The sequence below is a fragment of the Streptomyces sp. B8-7 genome, assembly GCF_058833805.1.
The window spans coordinates 1-15413 of sequence record NZ_JBYRRL010000002.1 but is presented as its reverse complement, the minus strand read 5'-3'; the positions used below and the strand labels follow the sequence as shown (position 1 = coordinate 15413).

At 73.6% G+C, this 15413-nt stretch carries 14 protein-coding genes; 5 read left to right on the top strand and 9 right to left on the bottom strand.

Annotation, left to right across the window (positions count from 1 at the left end):
- Positions 1-390: 390 nt before the first annotated feature.
- Positions 391-1638 (bottom strand): sensor histidine kinase, encoded by a 1248-nt coding sequence (locus AC5K6T_RS09215; protein WP_493207466.1) that lies wholly within the window; start codon positions 1636-1638, stop codon positions 391-393.
- 6 nt (positions 1639-1644) lie between these two features.
- Entirely contained in the window at positions 1645-2298 is a 654-nt protein-coding gene (locus tag AC5K6T_RS09210; RefSeq protein WP_493207463.1) for a response regulator transcription factor, read from the bottom strand.
- A 430-nt stretch (positions 2299-2728) separates the two neighbouring features.
- On the opposite strand from AC5K6T_RS09210, the gene AC5K6T_RS09205 reads away from it, so the two are divergent.
- A complete protein-coding gene (locus AC5K6T_RS09205) occupies positions 2729-2902 on the top strand; it encodes a hypothetical protein (protein WP_493207461.1) in 174 nt (57 codons plus the stop codon).
- Positions 2903-3021: 119 nt separating this feature from the next.
- Here the strand turns inward: AC5K6T_RS09205 and AC5K6T_RS09200 are convergent, their stop codons facing one another.
- Together AC5K6T_RS09200 and AC5K6T_RS09195 are read right to left on the bottom strand one after the other, a co-directional pair.
- The gene (locus tag AC5K6T_RS09200) at positions 3022-3837 is read right to left on the bottom strand and encodes an inositol monophosphatase family protein (RefSeq protein WP_493207459.1); all 816 of its coding nucleotides are present in this window, start codon (positions 3835-3837) and stop codon (positions 3022-3024) included.
- Between the two features lie 8 nt (positions 3838-3845).
- Positions 3846-4973 (bottom strand): ferrochelatase, encoded by a 1128-nt coding sequence (locus AC5K6T_RS09195; RefSeq protein ID WP_493207458.1) that lies wholly within the window; start codon positions 4971-4973, stop codon positions 3846-3848.
- A gap of 369 nt (positions 4974-5342) precedes the next feature.
- Here AC5K6T_RS09195 and AC5K6T_RS09190 point away from each other — a divergent pair, with 369 nt between their 5' ends.
- Positions 5343-6581 carry an MFS transporter gene (locus tag AC5K6T_RS09190; protein ID WP_493207457.1) on the top strand — a complete coding sequence of 413 codons (1239 nt, stop codon included), beginning with the start codon at positions 5343-5345 and terminating at the stop codon, positions 6579-6581.
- Positions 6541-7860 carry a D-arabinono-1,4-lactone oxidase gene (locus AC5K6T_RS09185; protein ID WP_493207456.1) on the top strand — a complete coding sequence of 440 codons (1320 nt, stop codon included), beginning with the start codon at positions 6541-6543 and terminating at the stop codon, positions 7858-7860. The genes AC5K6T_RS09190 and AC5K6T_RS09185 overlap by 41 nt, the downstream gene beginning before the upstream one ends.
- Here AC5K6T_RS09185 and AC5K6T_RS09180 read toward each other — a convergent pair.
- The gene (locus tag AC5K6T_RS09180; protein ID WP_493207454.1) at positions 7784-8782 is read right to left on the bottom strand and encodes a hypothetical protein; all 999 of its coding nucleotides are present in this window, start codon (positions 8780-8782) and stop codon (positions 7784-7786) included. The two genes, AC5K6T_RS09185 and AC5K6T_RS09180, sit on opposite strands and share 77 nt — an antisense overlap.
- Before the next feature lie 470 nt (positions 8783-9252).
- Here AC5K6T_RS09180 and sepH point away from each other — a divergent pair, with 470 nt between their 5' ends.
- The gene (gene sepH, locus AC5K6T_RS09175; protein ID WP_493207452.1) at positions 9253-10281 is read left to right on the top strand and encodes a septation protein SepH; all 1029 of its coding nucleotides are present in this window, start codon (positions 9253-9255) and stop codon (positions 10279-10281) included.
- Positions 10282-10436: 155 nt separating this feature from the next.
- Here the strand turns inward: sepH and AC5K6T_RS09170 are convergent, their stop codons facing one another.
- Positions 10437-11288, bottom strand: a complete 852-nt coding sequence (locus tag AC5K6T_RS09170; RefSeq protein WP_493207450.1) for a sulfurtransferase — start codon at positions 11286-11288, stop codon at positions 10437-10439.
- A gap of 312 nt (positions 11289-11600) precedes the next feature.
- Between AC5K6T_RS09170 and AC5K6T_RS09165 the strand changes: the two genes are divergently transcribed.
- A complete protein-coding gene (locus AC5K6T_RS09165) occupies positions 11601-12410 on the top strand; it encodes a VOC family protein (protein ID WP_493207448.1) in 810 nt (269 codons plus the stop codon).
- Positions 12411-12530: 120 nt separating this feature from the next.
- Here the strand turns inward: AC5K6T_RS09165 and AC5K6T_RS09160 are convergent, their stop codons facing one another.
- The 3 genes from AC5K6T_RS09160 to AC5K6T_RS09150 form a co-directional block, all read right to left on the bottom strand.
- Positions 12531-13181, bottom strand: coding sequence for a thymidine kinase (locus AC5K6T_RS09160; protein WP_493207446.1), 651 nt, complete (start codon positions 13179-13181; stop codon positions 12531-12533).
- Positions 13182-13400: 219 nt separating this feature from the next.
- Positions 13401-14636 (bottom strand): alkaline phosphatase family protein, encoded by a 1236-nt coding sequence (locus tag AC5K6T_RS09155; RefSeq protein ID WP_493207445.1) that lies wholly within the window; start codon positions 14634-14636, stop codon positions 13401-13403.
- Positions 14636-15223, bottom strand: a complete 588-nt coding sequence (locus AC5K6T_RS09150; RefSeq protein WP_493207443.1) for a DUF5998 family protein — start codon at positions 15221-15223, stop codon at positions 14636-14638. The genes AC5K6T_RS09155 and AC5K6T_RS09150 overlap by 1 nt, the downstream gene beginning before the upstream one ends.
- Positions 15224-15413: the final 190 nt, after the last annotated feature.

The window sequence follows — 15413 nt, the reverse complement described above, 5'->3', positions numbered from 1 at the left end:
TCTCCCCCTCCGGGTGTCTGCGGTGTCTCCAGCGCACGTAACGCGTGAGAGGCCGGTCTTGTGCCCGACCTGAGGCGGAGATTTTGCCTCACATCAAGGTCTGTTACTCAATCGACACCCAACCGGACTCCTCATGAGTGATCGGTTTGGGTGGCGATCGGGACCGTACACGGCCCCATCACTGCACCTCAAAGGCGCCTCCCCGTGTACTTCCCGTGATCAGGACCCCGGAAAACACGGATTTTCCCGACTTTCCGACGGTCTACATGATCACGGAGAGTGGATGGCCGGAAAATCGCCCCTGTGATCGATCGCACATCGGAGATGTCGCTCGGCGTCCGGAAAATTCCGCGCAAAGCGAACATCCCCGTAGGTGTCGGCGGCATGATCTCAGATCGGGAAGGTGACACGCATCACGAGCCCTCCGCCCTCCCTCGGCCGGGCCTCGATGTGCCCGCCGTGCGCCCGTGCCACGGACCGCACGATGGACAGTCCCAGCCCGACGCCCTTGTCACTGCCGGTCCGCTCGGTGCGCAGCCGCCGGAAGGGCTCGAAGATGTTGTCCACCTCGTACGCGGGGACGACCGGCCCCGTGTTCGACACGACCAGCACCGCCTGGGCCTGCTCCGACTCGGTGGTGACCTCGACCCAGCCGTCCTCCGGGACGTTGTACCGCACCGCGTTCTGCACCAGGTTCAGGGCGATCCGCTCCAGGAGCACGCCGTTGCCCTGCACCACCGCGGGCGCGCGCGTGCCCCGGATCTGCACGCCCTTGGACTCCGCCTCGGCGTGCACCTGGTCGATGGCCTGGGAGGCGACCTCGGCGAGGTCGACCGGTTTGCGCTCGACGATCTGGTTGTCACTGCGGGCGAGCAGCAGCAGGCCCTCCACGAGCTGCTCGCTGCGTTCGTTGGTGGCGAGCAGGGTCTTGCCGAGCTGCTGGAGCTCCACCGGCGCGTGCGGATCGGACAGGTGCACCTCCAGCAGGGTGCGGTTGATCGCGAGCGGGGTGCGCAGCTCGTGCGAGGCGTTGCCGACGAATCTCTGCTGGGCGGTGAAGGCCCTCTGGAGGCGCTCCAGCATGTCGTCGAAGGTGTCGGCGAGCTCCTTCAGCTCGTCGTCCGGGCCGTCCAGCTCGATGCGGCGCGACAGGTCCGAGCCGGCCACGGCGCGCGCGGTGCGGGTGATCCGGCCGAGGGGGGACAGCACCCGGCCGGCCATCGCGTAGCCGAACGCGAACGCGATCACGGCCAGGCCCAGCAGGGCCAGCAGCGAGCGGCTGAGGAGGTTGTCGAGGGCCACGCGGCGCTGGTGGTCGGTGCACTCGCTGATCGCCTCGTTGAACACGCTCAGCGGCAGGTTGTCGGTGTTGATCGCGGGGCAGCTGGCGCTGGTGACCTCGATGTCGGTACCGCCGACGATCTTGAACAGGGGTTCGTTGCCCGAGTTCAGGGCCTGTGCCGCCAGCAGGTAGATGATCGACAGCAGCATGATGCCGGCGATCAGGAACATCCCGCCGTACAGCAGCGTGAGCCGTATCCGGATGGTCGGGCGCAGCCAGGGGAAGGTCGGCTCGGGCCTTCTGGGATCCCAGGTGGGCTTCGGGGGCGCCTGGGGCGGCGCCGGGGTCGCGGCCACGGCGGATCAGATCCGGTAGCCGGAGCCGGGCACGGTGACGATGACGGGCGGCTCGCCCAGTTTGCGGCGGAGCGTCATGACGGTCACCCGGACCACGTTGGTGAACGGATCGGTGTTCTCGTCCCAGGCCTTCTCCAGCAGCTGCTCGGCGGAGACGACCGCGCCCTCGCTGCGCATCAGCACCTCCAGGACGGCGAACTCCTTGGGCGCCAGCTGGACCTCCTTGCCGTCGCGGAAGACCTCGCGGCGGTTGGGGTCGAGCTTGATGCCGGCCCGCTCCAGCACGGGCGGCAGCGGCACGCTGGTGCGCCGGCCGAGGGCGCGCACGCGGGCGGTCAGCTCGCTGAAGGCGAACGGCTTGGGCAGGTAGTCGTCGGCCCCGAGCTCAAGGCCCTCGACCCGGTCGCTGACGTCGCCGGAGGCGGTGAGCATCAGCACGCGCATGGGCATGCCCAGCTCGACGATCTTGCGGCATACGTCGTCGCCGTGCACCAGGGGCAGGTCGCGGTCGAGGACGACCACGTCGTAGTCGTTGACTCCGATGCGTTCCAGGGCGGCCGCACCGTCGTACACGACGTCGACGGCCATGGCCTCCCGGCGCAGTCCGGTGGCCACCGCATCGGCGAGCAGTTGCTCGTCCTCGACGACGAGTACGCGCACGTCGGTTGTCCTTCCTGTGTTCCCTCGGTCCACCCGCGTAGCGGAGCGCGCGCGGGCAGGGGGTGATGGGGTGTGTTGACCTCCATCCTGCCCTTTTCGGCCGTAAGTCGGAGGTAAGGCGAGGTGAGCGGGAGGTGGCGCGGCCGCGGACGGCGGTCGGCCGGGCCGGGAATGCCAGATTTTCTCGCGCGGTTGAGGTTTCCGCGGAAGAAACCGGGGGGAGGACGGTCTACACCCCGCGATCACGCTCTGCTTGTGCCGCAACACCATGCGGTACACATCGATCCGCTTGCCGCAGAGTGGGCGCGGAGGTCCGGCACCGTAGCCGCCCGGCGCGGAAGGCCGGGCATCCGCCGGAGACGTGATCGCGCCTTCCCATCCGGCACACCCCCGTGCCACCGACCCACGACCCAGGACGAGGGGGCGCAGCATGGACGCATTCACCGCAGGACTTCTGCAGCGCATAAAGGCGACCGAGTCCGACCTGACGCGGGCCCTTGACGAGGGCGACGACTTCCTCGTCGAGGTGGAGCAGGGCGAGCTCGACGACCTGCGCCGCCTGGCGGCCGAACACGGTGTGGAGGTCGGCGCCCAGAGCGCCTGACGCGCGCACCCGGTACGACGGCAGGCCCCCGGTGAATCCAGCACCGGGGGCCTGCCGCTGTCGCGTGGGGGCCGGGGTCCGCGCGGGTCCGTCGCCCGGGGCGGCGGCGCGGGCGCCCGTCAGTCGTGCCAGGCGCCGAAGTCCTCCAGGAGGCGCTGGAGGGGCTCGAAGACGCCCGGCGTACCGGCGACGGTGAGGTCGCGTGAGGGGCGCTCTCCGGGCCGTCCACCGGTCAGCGCGCCCGCCTCCCGGGCGATCAGGTCGCCCGCGGCGTAGTCCCAGGCGTTGAGGCCGCGCTCGTAGTAGCCGTCGAGGCGTCCGGCGGCCACGTCACACAGGTCCACCGCGGCCGATCCGCCGCGCCGGATGTCCCGCAGCAGGGGGATCAGCCGGTGGGCGACCTCGGCCTGGTGGGCGCGGACCTCGGCGACGTAGTTGAAGCCGGTGGAGACCAGCGCCTCGGCCAGCGGCGGCGCCGGACGGCAGACGAGGGCCCGCTCGCCCTCCCGGGGCCCGGTGGCGAAGGCGCCCCGGCCGCGCACCGCACTGTGGGTCTCGCCGCGCATCGGGACGGCGACGACGCCGACGACGGTCTCGCCGTCCTGCTCGGCGGCGACCGACACGGACCAGGTGGGAAGCCCGTACAGGTAGTTGACGGTGCCGTCCAGGGGGTCGATCACCCAGCGGACGCCGGAGCTGCCCCGGCTGGAGGCACCCTCCTCGCCGAGGAACCCGTCCTCGGGGCGGTGCTCGGAGAGGTAGCCGGTGATCAGCTTCTCCGCCGCGATGTCCATCTCGGTGACGACGTCGATCGGGCTGGACTTGGTGGCGGCCACCGCGAGCTCGGCGGGGCGGCCGTCGCGCAGCAGGGCGCCGGCCCGGCGCGCGGCCTCCTGGGCGAGCCGCAGCAGGTCGGTGTGCAGGGGGTCGGTCACGTCGCTCCTCAGGCGTAGGGGCTGTCGGCGCCCGCGGCCGCCGGACGGGGGGTGCGGGCCGGGCAGCAGCCGACCGGGCACAGGTGGTGGCCGGGGCCCAGGGTGCCGAGGACGCAGGGCGTGGCGTCCTGGCCGCGCTCGACGGCGGCGCGTTCGAGCACCAGGTCGCGGACGGCGGCGGCGAACCGCGGGTCGGCGCCCACGGTCGCCGAGCGGCGTACCGGAAGCCCCAGCTCGGCGGCCTTGGCCAGGGCCTCGGTGTCGAGGTCGTAGAGGACCTCCATGTGGTCGGAGACGAAGCCGATGGGGGCCATGACGACGGCCGGCACCCCGGCGGCGTGCCGCTCCTGGAGGTGGTCGCAGATGTCCGGTTCCAGCCACGGGATGTGCGGGGCGCCCGAGCGGGACTGGTACACGAGCTGCCAGGGGTGGTCGACGCCGGTGCGCTCCCGGACGGCGTCCGCGATCAGCCGGGCGACGTCCAGGTGCTGCCGGACGTACGCGCCGCCGTCGCCGTGCCCCTCGGCGGGGCCGGAGGTGTCCGCCGCGGCCGTGGGGATCGAGTGGGTGGTGAACGCGAGGTGGGCGCCGTCCCGGACGTCCGGCCCGAGCTCGTCCAGGGAGCGCAGCACACCCTCGGTCATGGGCTCGACGAAGCCGGGGTGGTTGAAGTAGTGGCGCAGCTTGTCGACGCGGGGCGGCTCGATGCCCTCGCCCTCCAGCGCGGCCAGCGCGTCGGCGAGGTTCTCCCGGTACTGGCGGCAGCCGGAGTACGAGGCGTAGGCGCTGGTGGCGAGGACGAGGACGCGGCGCCGGCCGTCGGCGGCCATCTCGCGCAGGGTGTCGGTCAGGTACGGGGCCCAGTTGCGGTTGCCCCAGTACACCGGCAGGTCCAGGCCGTGGTCGGCGAAGTCCTTGCGCAGCGCGTCGAGCAGGGCGCGGTTCTGGTCGTTGATCGGGCTGACGCCGCCGAAGAGGAAGTAGTGCTGCCCGACCTCCTTGAGGCGTTCCTTGGGGATGCCCCGTCCCCGGGTCACGTTCTCCAGGAACGGGACCACGTCGTCCGGTCCTTCGGGGCCGCCGAAGGAGAGCAGGAGCAGGGCGTCGTACGGGCTGGCATCACGCGCGTCTGGCATGACTCCGATCCTGCCACCCGGTGCGGGCAACCGGGGAAACGGCCGGGACGGACGGCCCGGCCGCGAAGACGGACGGCCCGGCCCGCGGAGGCGGACGGCCCGGCCCGCGGAGGCGGACGGCCCGGCCCGCGGAGGCACCGGAATCGAGGTGCGCGGCGCCGCCGCGGCTCGTAATCTGTATCGGCTGCTTTCGCGCCTTACCGGCTTCACACACTCCGCGGCGCGCGCGGTCCGGGGCCGGCGGCCGGCCCCGAGCCCTGCCCCGAGTCCCGCCCCGAGTCCCGCCCCCCCCCTGAGCCCCGCCCCGCGTTCGTCCCAGCCGTCGTCCCGCCCCGCCCCGAGCCCGACCGAGCCCTCCCGGAGTGCCCCGTGCCCAGCCCCTATCGCGCCCTGTTCGCCGCCCCCGGCACCAAGGGCTTCGCCGCGGCGGGCTTCCTGGGCCGCATGCCCGTGTCGATGATGGGCATCGGCGTGGTGACCATGGTGTCCCAGCTGACCGGGAGGTACGGCCTGGCCGGAGCGCTGTCGGCGACCATCGCGCTGTCCGCGGCGGTCGCCGGGCCCCAGGTCTCCCGCCTGGTGGACCGGCACGGCCAGCGACGGGTGCTGCGCCCGGCGACGCTGCTGTCGCTCGCGGCGGCGGCCGTCCTGCTGTGCGCGGCCCACTACGGGTGGCCGGACCAGGTGCTGTTCGCGGCGTGTGTCGGCATCGGCTGCGTACCGAGCGTCGGCGCGATGGTGCGGGCCCGCTGGGCGGCGCTGTACCGGGGCACCGAGCGGCTGCACACCGCGTACTCCTTCGAGTCGGTGGTGGACGAGGTCTGCTTCGTCTTCGGGCCGATCGTCTCGATCGGGCTGTCCACCGTGTGGTTCCCGGAGGCGGGGCCGCTGCTGGCCGGGGCGTTCCTGGCGGCCGGGGTGTTCTGGCTGACCGCGCAGCGCGCGACGGAGCCCGCTCCGCATCCGCGCGGGCACCGGGGCGGCGGGACGGCCCTGCGCTCGGCCGGACTGCGGGTGCTGGCCGCCACGTTCACGGCCACCGGCACGATCTTCGGCGCGGTCGACGTCGTGACCGTGGCCTTCGCGGAGGAGCACGGCCACAAGGCGGCGGCGAGTGTCGTCCTCGCGCTGTACGCGGCGGGATCCTGTGCCGCGGGGGCGGTCTTCGGGCTGCTGCGGCCGGTGGGGGCCCCGGAGCTCCGGTGGCTGCTGGGCGTGTGTGCGATGGCCGTGAGTATGATCCCCCTCCTACTGGTCGGAAACTTGCCGTTTCTGGCCGTGGCGCTGTTCGCGGCGGGTCTGGCGGTCGCTCCCACGATGATCACCACCATGTCCCTGATCGAGCAGCACGTACCCCGTGCGCAGCTGACCGAGGGCATGACCTGGGTGAGCACCGGCCTCGCGGTCGGGATCGCGCTGGGCTCGTCGGCCGCCGGCTGGGTGATCGACGCCTCGGGCGCACGCGCCGGGTACGGGGTCCCGGTCCTCGCCGGGGCCGTCGCGGTCACGGTGGGTTTCCTTGGCTACCGCCGGCTCGGCAGGCCGGCTCCGGGTCGGGGAGGCACCGTTGAGCAGCACAGCGAGCGGGAAGAACGGCACATGGCGTAACTGGGGCGGCAATGTGAGCGCACGCCCCGCGCGGGAGGCGGCACCCGCCTCGGTCGAGGAAGTGGCCGCCGTGGTGCGCTCGGCGGCGCGGCAGGGGCTGAAGGTGAAACCCGTCGGCACCGGGCACTCCTTCACGTCGATCGCCGCCACCGACGGCGTGTTGATCCGCCCTCACCTGTTGACGGGCATCCGCGCCATCGACCGTGCCGCCATGACGGTCACGGTGGAGGCGGGCACTCCGCTCAGGAGACTCAACCTGGCGCTGGCGCGGGAGGGGCTGTCCCTCACCAACATGGGCGACATCATGGAGCAGACGGTGTCCGGCGCCACCGGCACCGGCACCCACGGCACGGGCCGCACCTCGGCCTCCATAGCCGCCCAGATCAGGGGGCTGGAACTGGTCCTGGCCGACGGCTCGGTGCTCACCTGCTCGCAGACGGAGAACCCGGACGTCTTCGCCGCCGCCCGGATCGGTCTGGGCGCCCTCGGCGTCGTCACCGCCATCACCTTCGCCGTGGAGCCGCTCTTCCTGCTCGACGCCCGCGAGGAGCCGATGCCGCTGGACCGTGTGCTCGCCGAGTTCGACCAGCTGTGGGCGGAGAACGAGCACTTCGAGTTCTACTGGTTCCCGCACACCGGCAACACCAACACCAAGCGGAACAACCGCGGCGTGGGCCCGGAGCGGCCGGTGGGTCCGCTCGCGGGCTGGTTCGAGGACGAGTTCCTGTCCAACGGGGTCTTCCAGGCCGCCCAGTGGATCGGCCGGGCCGCGCCGCGCGCCGTGCCCGCGATCGCCCGGATCTCCAGCACCGCGCTGTCGTCGCGCACCTACACCGACATCCCCTACAAGGTCTTCACGTCCCCGCGCCGGGTGCGGTTCGTGGAGATGGAGTACGCCGTCCCGCGCGAGGCACTGGTGGACACGCTGCGCGAACTGAGGGCCATGGTGGAGCGTTCGGCGCTGCGGGTCAGCTTCCCCGTCGAGGTGCGCACGGCGCCGGCCGACGACATCACGCTGTCCACGGCCTCGGGCCGGGACAGCGCGTACATCGCCGTCCACATGTTCCGCGGCACGCCCTACCAGGCGTACTTCACCGCCGCCGAGCGCGTCTTCACCGCGCACGAGGGCCGGCCCCACTGGGGCAAGGTGCACACGCGTGACGCGGAGTACCTCGCGCGGGTGTACCCGCGCTTCGCGGAGTTCACCGCGCTGCGGGACCGGCTGGATCCGCAGCGGCTGTTCCAGAACGGCTATCTGCGCCGGGTTCTGGGGTCGTAGAGCTCCCGGGAGCGGTGCCGGGGGTCCCGCCGCCGTCGCCACCGCCGTCGCCACCGCCGCCGTCGCCACCGCCGTCGCCGCTACCGCCGTCGGCACCGCCGTCGCCGCTGCCGTCGCCACTGCCGTCGCCACCGGTGCTCTCGCCCGGTGCGGGTGTCGGCTCGCCGGAGCTGCCGCCGTCGCCGCCGGAGCCGGGGGTGCCGCCGCCGTCCGGGGCGGACGGGTCCGACGGACCGTCCGAGGGGGTACCGCCGGACCCGGGGGTGGCGGTGCCGTCGCCGGATCCCCCGCCGCTCCCGCCGGATCCGGCACCGTCTCCGGGGCCGGCCGGCCCGTCCGGGGTGTCCGAGGAGCCCGCGCCGTGTCCGGTGAACGCGTCGCCGACGGTGGTGCCCGTGCCGCCGCTGAAGCTGCTGCCGGACATCGCCTCGTACACGGTGATGCCGGCCATGGTGACGCCGAAGACCACCGCCGCGGCGATCACGGGCCGCCGCCAGCTGCGGATCCGGGCGCGGTGCACGGTCGCCGCGCCGTACTCGCCCGGGGCGGGGGGCGTCTGCGGCTCAGGGCCGCGCCCGCCCGCCGTCGCGCCGCGGAACTGCTCACCCGTACGCGTGAAGAAGTGCTGGAAGACGCTGCCGCCGCAGGTGGCGACGACGCTCACGACACCGGCGCCCAGGATCGTGCCGTACACCCCGAAGGAGGAGGCCAGTTTGGCCGCGACCACCGCGGCCACCGCACTGCCCGCGACCTGCGGCACGCTCAGGTCGAGGCGCCGGCGTCCCGCCTCCTCCCCGGCACTCGGTGGGCCTGCCTCCCCGGCCGTCGGCCGGACTCCGCCGCCGGAGCCCACGGGCACGCCGGAGCTGCCGGAGCCGCCAGGGCTGTCGGAGCCTTCGGGGCTGTCGGGCCTTTCACGCATTCCTGGATCCCGCCTCCCATTCCCGCACTTGACCGACGGACTGTACGAGAGGGGGACGTACGGACGAAACGGATGGTTCCGTTTCTGTCGATGACGTGAAGTACGCCACGCACAAGATCAGGAAATCCGGTCAAGGCGCCCCGCCACCCCTCTCCAGGGGGAAGTCGGGCGGCGTGCCCATCCACGGAGATGGCCCGAATGGAGTACTGTTGCGAACCCTGGGCCCGGCCTCCTGCCAGCATGTCCGGAACCTTCAAGAACCGCCGGGAGGAGGCTTGTTGCACAGGGTGACGGAGTTGGTCACTTAGCGTTGCGAACAGGTAACCGTGCCATAACGGCGGCCCAGGGCCCGCGCCCGACACGCCGGGCAACTCGGCAAGGTTGTGGCAGGCTGCACCCGGGCAGGCCACACTCGACTAGCGGAAGCAGCGACGCACGTGACGTCGGCAGGCACCACCCGGGAGGTCCCCATGCCCGAACTGCGTGTCGTGGCCGTCTCCAATGACGGCACACGGCTGGTGCTGAAGGCTGCGGACAGTACGGAGTACACGCTTCCGATCGACGAACGGCTCCGCGCCGCCGTGCGCGGCGACCGTCCCCGCCTCGGCCAGATCGAGATCGAGGTGGAGAGCCACCTCCGCCCCCGCGACATCCAGGCGCGGATACGCGCCGGTGCGACCGCGGAAGAGGTCGCCCAGATGGCCGGCATCCCCGTCGACCGCGTGCGGCGGTTCGAGGGCCCGGTGCTCGCCGAGCGCGCCTTCATGGCCGAACGAGCCCGGAAGACCCCCGTACGCCGCCCCGGCGAGAACTCCGGCCCGCCGCTCGGCGAGGCCGTCCAGGAGCGGCTGCTGCTGCGCGGCGCCGAGAAGGACACCGTCCAGTGGGACTCCTGGCGCCGCGACGACGGCACCTGGGAGGTGCTGCTGGTCTACCGGGTCGCCGGCGAGCCCCACTCGGCGAGCTGGACCTACGACCCGCCCCGGCGGCTCGTGCAGGCCGTCGACTCCGAGGCGCGCTCACTGATCGGCGAGTCCGACGACCTCGGCGCGCCGGAGCCCAGTTTCCCGTTCGTGCCGCGGATCGCCCGGCTGCCCCGCGACCGTGCGCTGGAGCGCACCCCCGACCGCGAGCGGCCGAGCCTGCCCGCGGCGGCGGAGTCCGCCGAGGAGAGCACGGGCGAACGGGACTCGCTGACCAGCCTGCTGGAGGCGGTGCCGAGCTTCCGCGGCGACCTGGTGGTGCCCGAGCGTCCGGCGGAACCCGCCGAGGAACCGGTCGACGAGCCCGTCGCGGAGGAGCCGCCCGCCCCCGCGGCCTCGGCCGGGTCCGCGTACGCCGACGTCCTCATGCCCCGCTCCGTCGGCAGCCACCGGGACCGCCTCGTCGGCGCCACCGACCGGCAGGCCGAAGCCGACGGCGTCCGCCCGGGCCGCCGCGCCGCGGTCCCCAGCTGGGACGAGATCGTCTTCGGCACACGCCGCAAGAAGCAGGAGTAGCGCCCGCGCGCAACCGGCCCGGGACGCGTGGCGGAAGCCCGCGACCGACGGTCCGGACCCGTGCGGCCGGGGGCCGCGGCGACCGCACGCGACGCGGGCCTGCCGAAGGCGGGCAGGCCCGAAGCGGGGCCGGCCGGACGGGGTGCCGCGCCCGGCTACTGCGGGTCCGGACCCACCGCCACCGGCCGGGACGGGTCGGCCGACCACTCCGACCACGAACCGACGTACAGGGACGCCGGGATGCCGGCCACGGCGAGGGCGAGCACCTCGTGGGCCCCGGAGACCCCCGAACCGCAGTAGACGCCGACCCGGGTGCCGTCCGTGGCGCCGAGCGACTCGAAGCGCCGCCGGAGGACCTCCGCGGGCAGGAACCGGCCGTCCTGCGCGACGTTGTCGTCGGTCGGGGCGGACACGGCGCCGGGGATGTGTCCCCCGACCGGGTCGATCGGCTCGCTCTCGCCCCGGTAGCGTTCACCGGCCCGGGCGTCGAACAGCACACCGGAGCGGGCGAGTTCGGCGGCCGTGTCCGCGTCGAGCAGGCCCACGCCGCCGGTGTCCGGCCGGAAGTCGCCCGCTGCGGGCGTGTGCTCACCCGTCGACAGCGGCCCCGCCCAGGCAGGCAACCCGCCGTCCAGGACACGCACGTCGGGGTGACCGGTCCACCGCAGCAGCCACCAGGCCCGGGCGGCTCCCCAGCCGCGCCCGCCGTCGTACACCACCACCGGCCGCGCGGACGACACGCCCGCCCGGCGCATCGCGGCACCGAAGTCCCCCACGTCCGGGAGCGGATGACGGCCGCCCGGGCCCGGCTCGGAGGCCAGCTCCCGGTCCAGGTCGACGTACACGGCACCGGGGATGTGCCCGGCGGCGTACGCGGCGCGGCCGTCGAAGGGCGGTTCGCCCGCGGCCTTGGCCGTGCTGAGCTGCCAGCGGACGTCGAGCACGGCCGGCGGGTTCCCGCCCGTCAGTGCGCTGCCGAGTTCGGGTGCGGAGATGATGGCGTTCATGGCCACCATCCTCGCGCACGGGGTGGCCGCGGCGTCCAGGTCCGGCTACTCTGCTCCGCCGGGCCTGCTCGGTCACCGGACGTACGGGACCGGGCACATGCTGTACAGCCGATCTCCACCCGTCGGCCATCGCACCGTAACGGCCGGGAAACGTCACGCCGGGCACTCTCCGGCGTGGCGGCGGCTCCCCGGCCCGCAGCGCGGCGGCGCGCCCGAGGCGCACCGCACCACGGGTGGTGCGAGCATCGGCACCGGGACACCGCAGAGCGAAGGCGACACGGCCACCGCGAAGGGGCCGAGGAGAGAGTGACGATGACCGAGGCACGGGGTTCGGCCGGCCGGCACGGCGCAGCACACGCCCGGTACACGCCCGGCACGCCCTGCTGGGTGAGCCTGATGGCGCACGGGCTGCCCTCGACCCAGGAGTTCTACGGGGCCCTGTTCGGCTGGGAGTTCCAGCCGGGACCGCAGCAACTCGGACCGTACGTACGGGCCGTGCTGGACGGTCAGGAGGTGGCCGGCATCGGGCAGCTGCCCCCGGACCGGCAGCTGCCCATCGCCTGGACGCCGTATCTGGCCTCGGACGACGCGGACCAGACGGCCGACACCGTCCGGCTGTGCGGCGGCACCGTGGGGGTGGGCCCGCTGGACGCGGCGGAGGCCGGGCGCCTCGCCATCGGTTCGGACCCGGCGGGCGCGGTGTTCGGCATCTGGCAGGCGGCCGCGCACCTCGGTATGACGGCCACCGGCCTGCCGGGCACCCCTGCCTGGAACGAGCTGCTGACCTTCGAGTCCGCGGGCGTCCTCAAGTTCTACGAGAACGTCTTCGGCTTCGAGCGCCGCCCCGCGGACCCGGCGGCCGCGGACGACGACGTGACCCTGCTGCTGGAGGGCCGCCCGGTCGTCAACATCCGCGGCCTCGGCCCGGCACTGCCCAGGGACCGCGGCCCGCACTGGCTGACGTACTTCGAGGTCGCCGACGTCGACGAGGCCCTCACCCGGCTCGCCGCCCTCGGCGGACAGGTTCTCGCCCCGGCGCACGACGGACCGTGGGGCCGGGTGGCGACGGTGACCGACCCGGAGGGTGCCCGCTTCGCCCTGATCCACAGCAGCAGCGCCTGAGCCCGGGCTCCTGCGCGGCGGTCGGCCGGGCGGGCGGGACAGCCGGCGCCGTCGGGGCGCCAGCAGGCCGGGCCGCCAGCAGGCCGGGGCGCCGGAGGAGGCGGCCCGGACGGCCGCCGGTCAGACCGACTGCACCGGGAGCACGTCCGGGGAGAGCGCGGCCGCGCGGGCGGCGGCCGCCGTCATACGGCGGCGGTGGTGGCGGCGGCACAGGACCTCGTAGCCGATCTCGTCGGCGGACCGGTTGACGTCGCCGACGACCACCTGGGCGCCTTCCACGACCATCTCCCCGCCGACGGTGCGGGCGTTGTGCGTGGCGCGGGCGCCGCACCAGCACAGCGCCTCCACCTGGAGGACCTCGACCCGGTCGGCGAGTTCGACGAGCCGCTGCGAGCCGGGGAACAGCTTGGAGCGGAAGTCGGTGGTGATACCGAAGGCGTACACGTCCAGGCCCAGGTCGTCGACCACGCGGGCGAGCTGGTCGATCTGCTCCTCCGCCAGGAACTGCGCCTCGTCGGCGATCACGTAGTCCGCGCGGCCGCTCTGCGAGAGCACGTCGACGAGGTACCCGTAGAGGTCCATGCCGTCGGTGACCTCCACCGCGTCCGTCACCAGGCCCAGGCGCGAGGACAGCCTGCCCTTGCCCGCCCGGTCGTCGCGGCTGAGGATGACGCCCCGGAGGCCGCGCGCGGAGCGGTTGTGCTCGATCTGCAGAGCGAGTGTCGACTTCCCGCAGTCCATGGTTCCGGAGAAGAACACCAGCTCGGGCATGGGGAGATGAGCGCCTTTCGGTGGGGCCGGTGTGGGGCAGGGGACGGCGGCGGGTCAGGAGCGGCGACGGATCGGAAACGGCGCCGGGAACGGCGCCGGGAACGGCGCCGGGAACGGCGCTGGGAACGGCGCTGGGAACGGCGCTGGGAACAGTGACGGGGACGGTGAGGGCGACGGTGACGGGGACGGTGACGGGAACACGGTCGGGTGCGGCAGGGGTCAGGTGCGGACTTCGAGGAGGGGCACGAGCTGCTCGGCCGGGGTCATCGAGCCGTGGTTGCCGACCATCGCGGACTCTTTCGGCTCCCGCTCGGAGGCGATGATCAGGACGTCGTCCCGGGCCGCCGCGACGACGTCGCCGATCCGGGCGTACACCCGCTCGTCGATCCGCGGGCCGAACCAGCCCGCCGCGATCGCCTCGTCCCGCGAGGCCACCCAGAACTGCTCGCCGAGCACCTCGCGCCAGCAGGTGAGGACGTCGTTCTCGGCGCCGGGCAGCGCGTAGACATGCCGGGCGCGGCCTTCGCCGCCGAGCAGGGTGACGCCGGCCTGGAGCTCCCAGTCCTCGTCGAAGTCGATGCGGTGCGGCTCGCCGAAGGGCACGTCGATCATGCCGTGGTCGGCGGTGACGTAGAGCGTGCTGCGCGACGGGAGCTGCTCGGCGAGGCGCTGCACGAGCCGGTCGACGTACATCAGCTGGCCGCGCCAGGTGTCGGAGGCGACGCCGTAGCGGTGCCCGGCGCCGTCGAGTTCGGCGTAGTACGTGTAGACCAGGGCGCGGTCGGCGGCGGCCAGCTGCTCGGCCGCGCAGTCGACCCGCTCCTCACCGGTGAGCCGCCCGTGGAAGGTGCCGCCGCTCAACGCGACCTGGGTGAGCGGGGTGTTCCGGAAGGCCGGGGACGACACCTGCGCGGCGTGCACACCGGCGTCGTGGGCGAGCTGGAACACGGTGGGGTACGGCTGCCAGGGGCCCGGCGCGGTCCACGGCTGCCAGCGGAGCTGGTTCATCAGCTCGCCGGTGTCCGGGTTGCGCACGGTGTAGCCGGGCAGGCCGTGCGCGCCGGGCGGCAGGCCGGTGCCGACGGAGGCGAGCGAGGTGGCGGTGGTGGCCGGGTAGCCGGCCGTGATCGGGCGCCCGGTGCCGCCGCGGGAGCGGGCCAGCAGCGACGCCATGAAGGGGGCTTCACCGGGGTGCGCCGCCAGCTGCTCCCAGCCGAGGCCGTCGATCAGGAACACGCAGGCGCGGTCGGCGGGGGCCAGCTCGGGGATGGCGGCGGTCGTGCCGGGCACGCCCATGCCCGCCGCGAGCGTGGGCAGCAGGTCGGCGAGGGAGCCGCTGCCGTACGCGGGCACCGGTGCGGAGCCGACGGCCAGGGGCTCCGGATAGGGCCAGGGGGAGCCGGGAGGTACGGAAGCGGACCGGTCGCGGTCGTGGGCGGGAGACGGGTGGGACATCAGCGGGCGGTGTCCGCGGTGGCCTCGGAGATGGCCTGGGCGAAGACGAGCGCCTGGCGCACGGTCTCGGGGCCGTCCCCGGCCTCGCTGACGCGCAGGCTGAGGTCGTCGGCCGTGGAGCTGCCGGTGTAGCCGTGGTCGGCGTCGCAGTTGGGGTCGCCGCAGGCGGCGGGCTCCAGGTCGAGCCGGGCGACGGCGCCCCAGCCGATGGTCAGCACGACCTCGCGCGGCAGGGTGCCCGGGGCGTACTGCTCGGGGTTGGCCACGACGCGGCTGACGACCACCGAGGAGATCCGGTCGAGCTTGACCGACTCGGTGGAGGTGGTGGCGTACGGCGTCGGGGAGGTGCTGTCGGCGGCCTGCTCGTCGGTGTGGCTGACGATGAAGCGGTTGCCGGTCAGGACGAGCACGGTGACGTGCCGGCGGACCTCGTTCTGGTCGAACGTGGTCTCCTGGTGGACCAGGTACGACCGGACGGGCTCGCCGCCCACGGCGGCCTCCACCGCCTCGGCCACGAGGGCCGGGTAGTAGCCGCTGCGTTCGATCGCCGCACGCAGCCCCTGGGTCGTCGTACTGGTCTTGGCCATGCCGTCCATCCTACGGGGGCGCACCGGCTGCGAGGGACCGGTCACGCAGTCATCGGTACGGAAGGGGAGGGTGGGGGTGCTTGTGGGCGGATATGCCTCGGGGCGTGCGGGGCTGCGGGGGCGGCTCGGCGCGGGACACCCCCCCGCCGTGCACCGCCGGGCACCCCTAGCTAGAAGATCACTGAAAATC

Coding starts and splice junctions, on each gene's coding strand:
- AC5K6T_RS09155 (WP_493207445.1), bottom strand. CDS start 14,636: ATGTCCCACCCGTCTCCCGCCCACGACCGCGACCGGTCCGCTTCCGTA.
- AC5K6T_RS09150 (WP_493207443.1), bottom strand. CDS start 15,223: ATGGCCAAGACCAGTACGACGACCCAGGGGCTGCGTGCGGCGATCGAA.
- AC5K6T_RS09165 (WP_493207448.1), top strand. CDS start 11,601: ATGACCGAGGCACGGGGTTCGGCCGGCCGGCACGGCGCAGCACACGCC.
- AC5K6T_RS09195 (WP_493207458.1), bottom strand. CDS start 4,973: ATGCCAGACGCGCGTGATGCCAGCCCGTACGACGCCCTGCTCCTGCTC.
- AC5K6T_RS09205 (WP_493207461.1), top strand. CDS start 2,729: ATGGACGCATTCACCGCAGGACTTCTGCAGCGCATAAAGGCGACCGAG.
- AC5K6T_RS09170 (WP_493207450.1), bottom strand. CDS start 11,288: ATGAACGCCATCATCTCCGCACCCGAACTCGGCAGCGCACTGACGGGC.
- sepH (WP_493207452.1), top strand. CDS start 9,253: ATGCCCGAACTGCGTGTCGTGGCCGTCTCCAATGACGGCACACGGCTG.
- AC5K6T_RS09180 (WP_493207454.1), bottom strand. CDS start 8,782: ATGCGTGAAAGGCCCGACAGCCCCGAAGGCTCCGACAGCCCTGGCGGC.
- AC5K6T_RS09160 (WP_493207446.1), bottom strand. CDS start 13,181: ATGCCCGAGCTGGTGTTCTTCTCCGGAACCATGGACTGCGGGAAGTCG.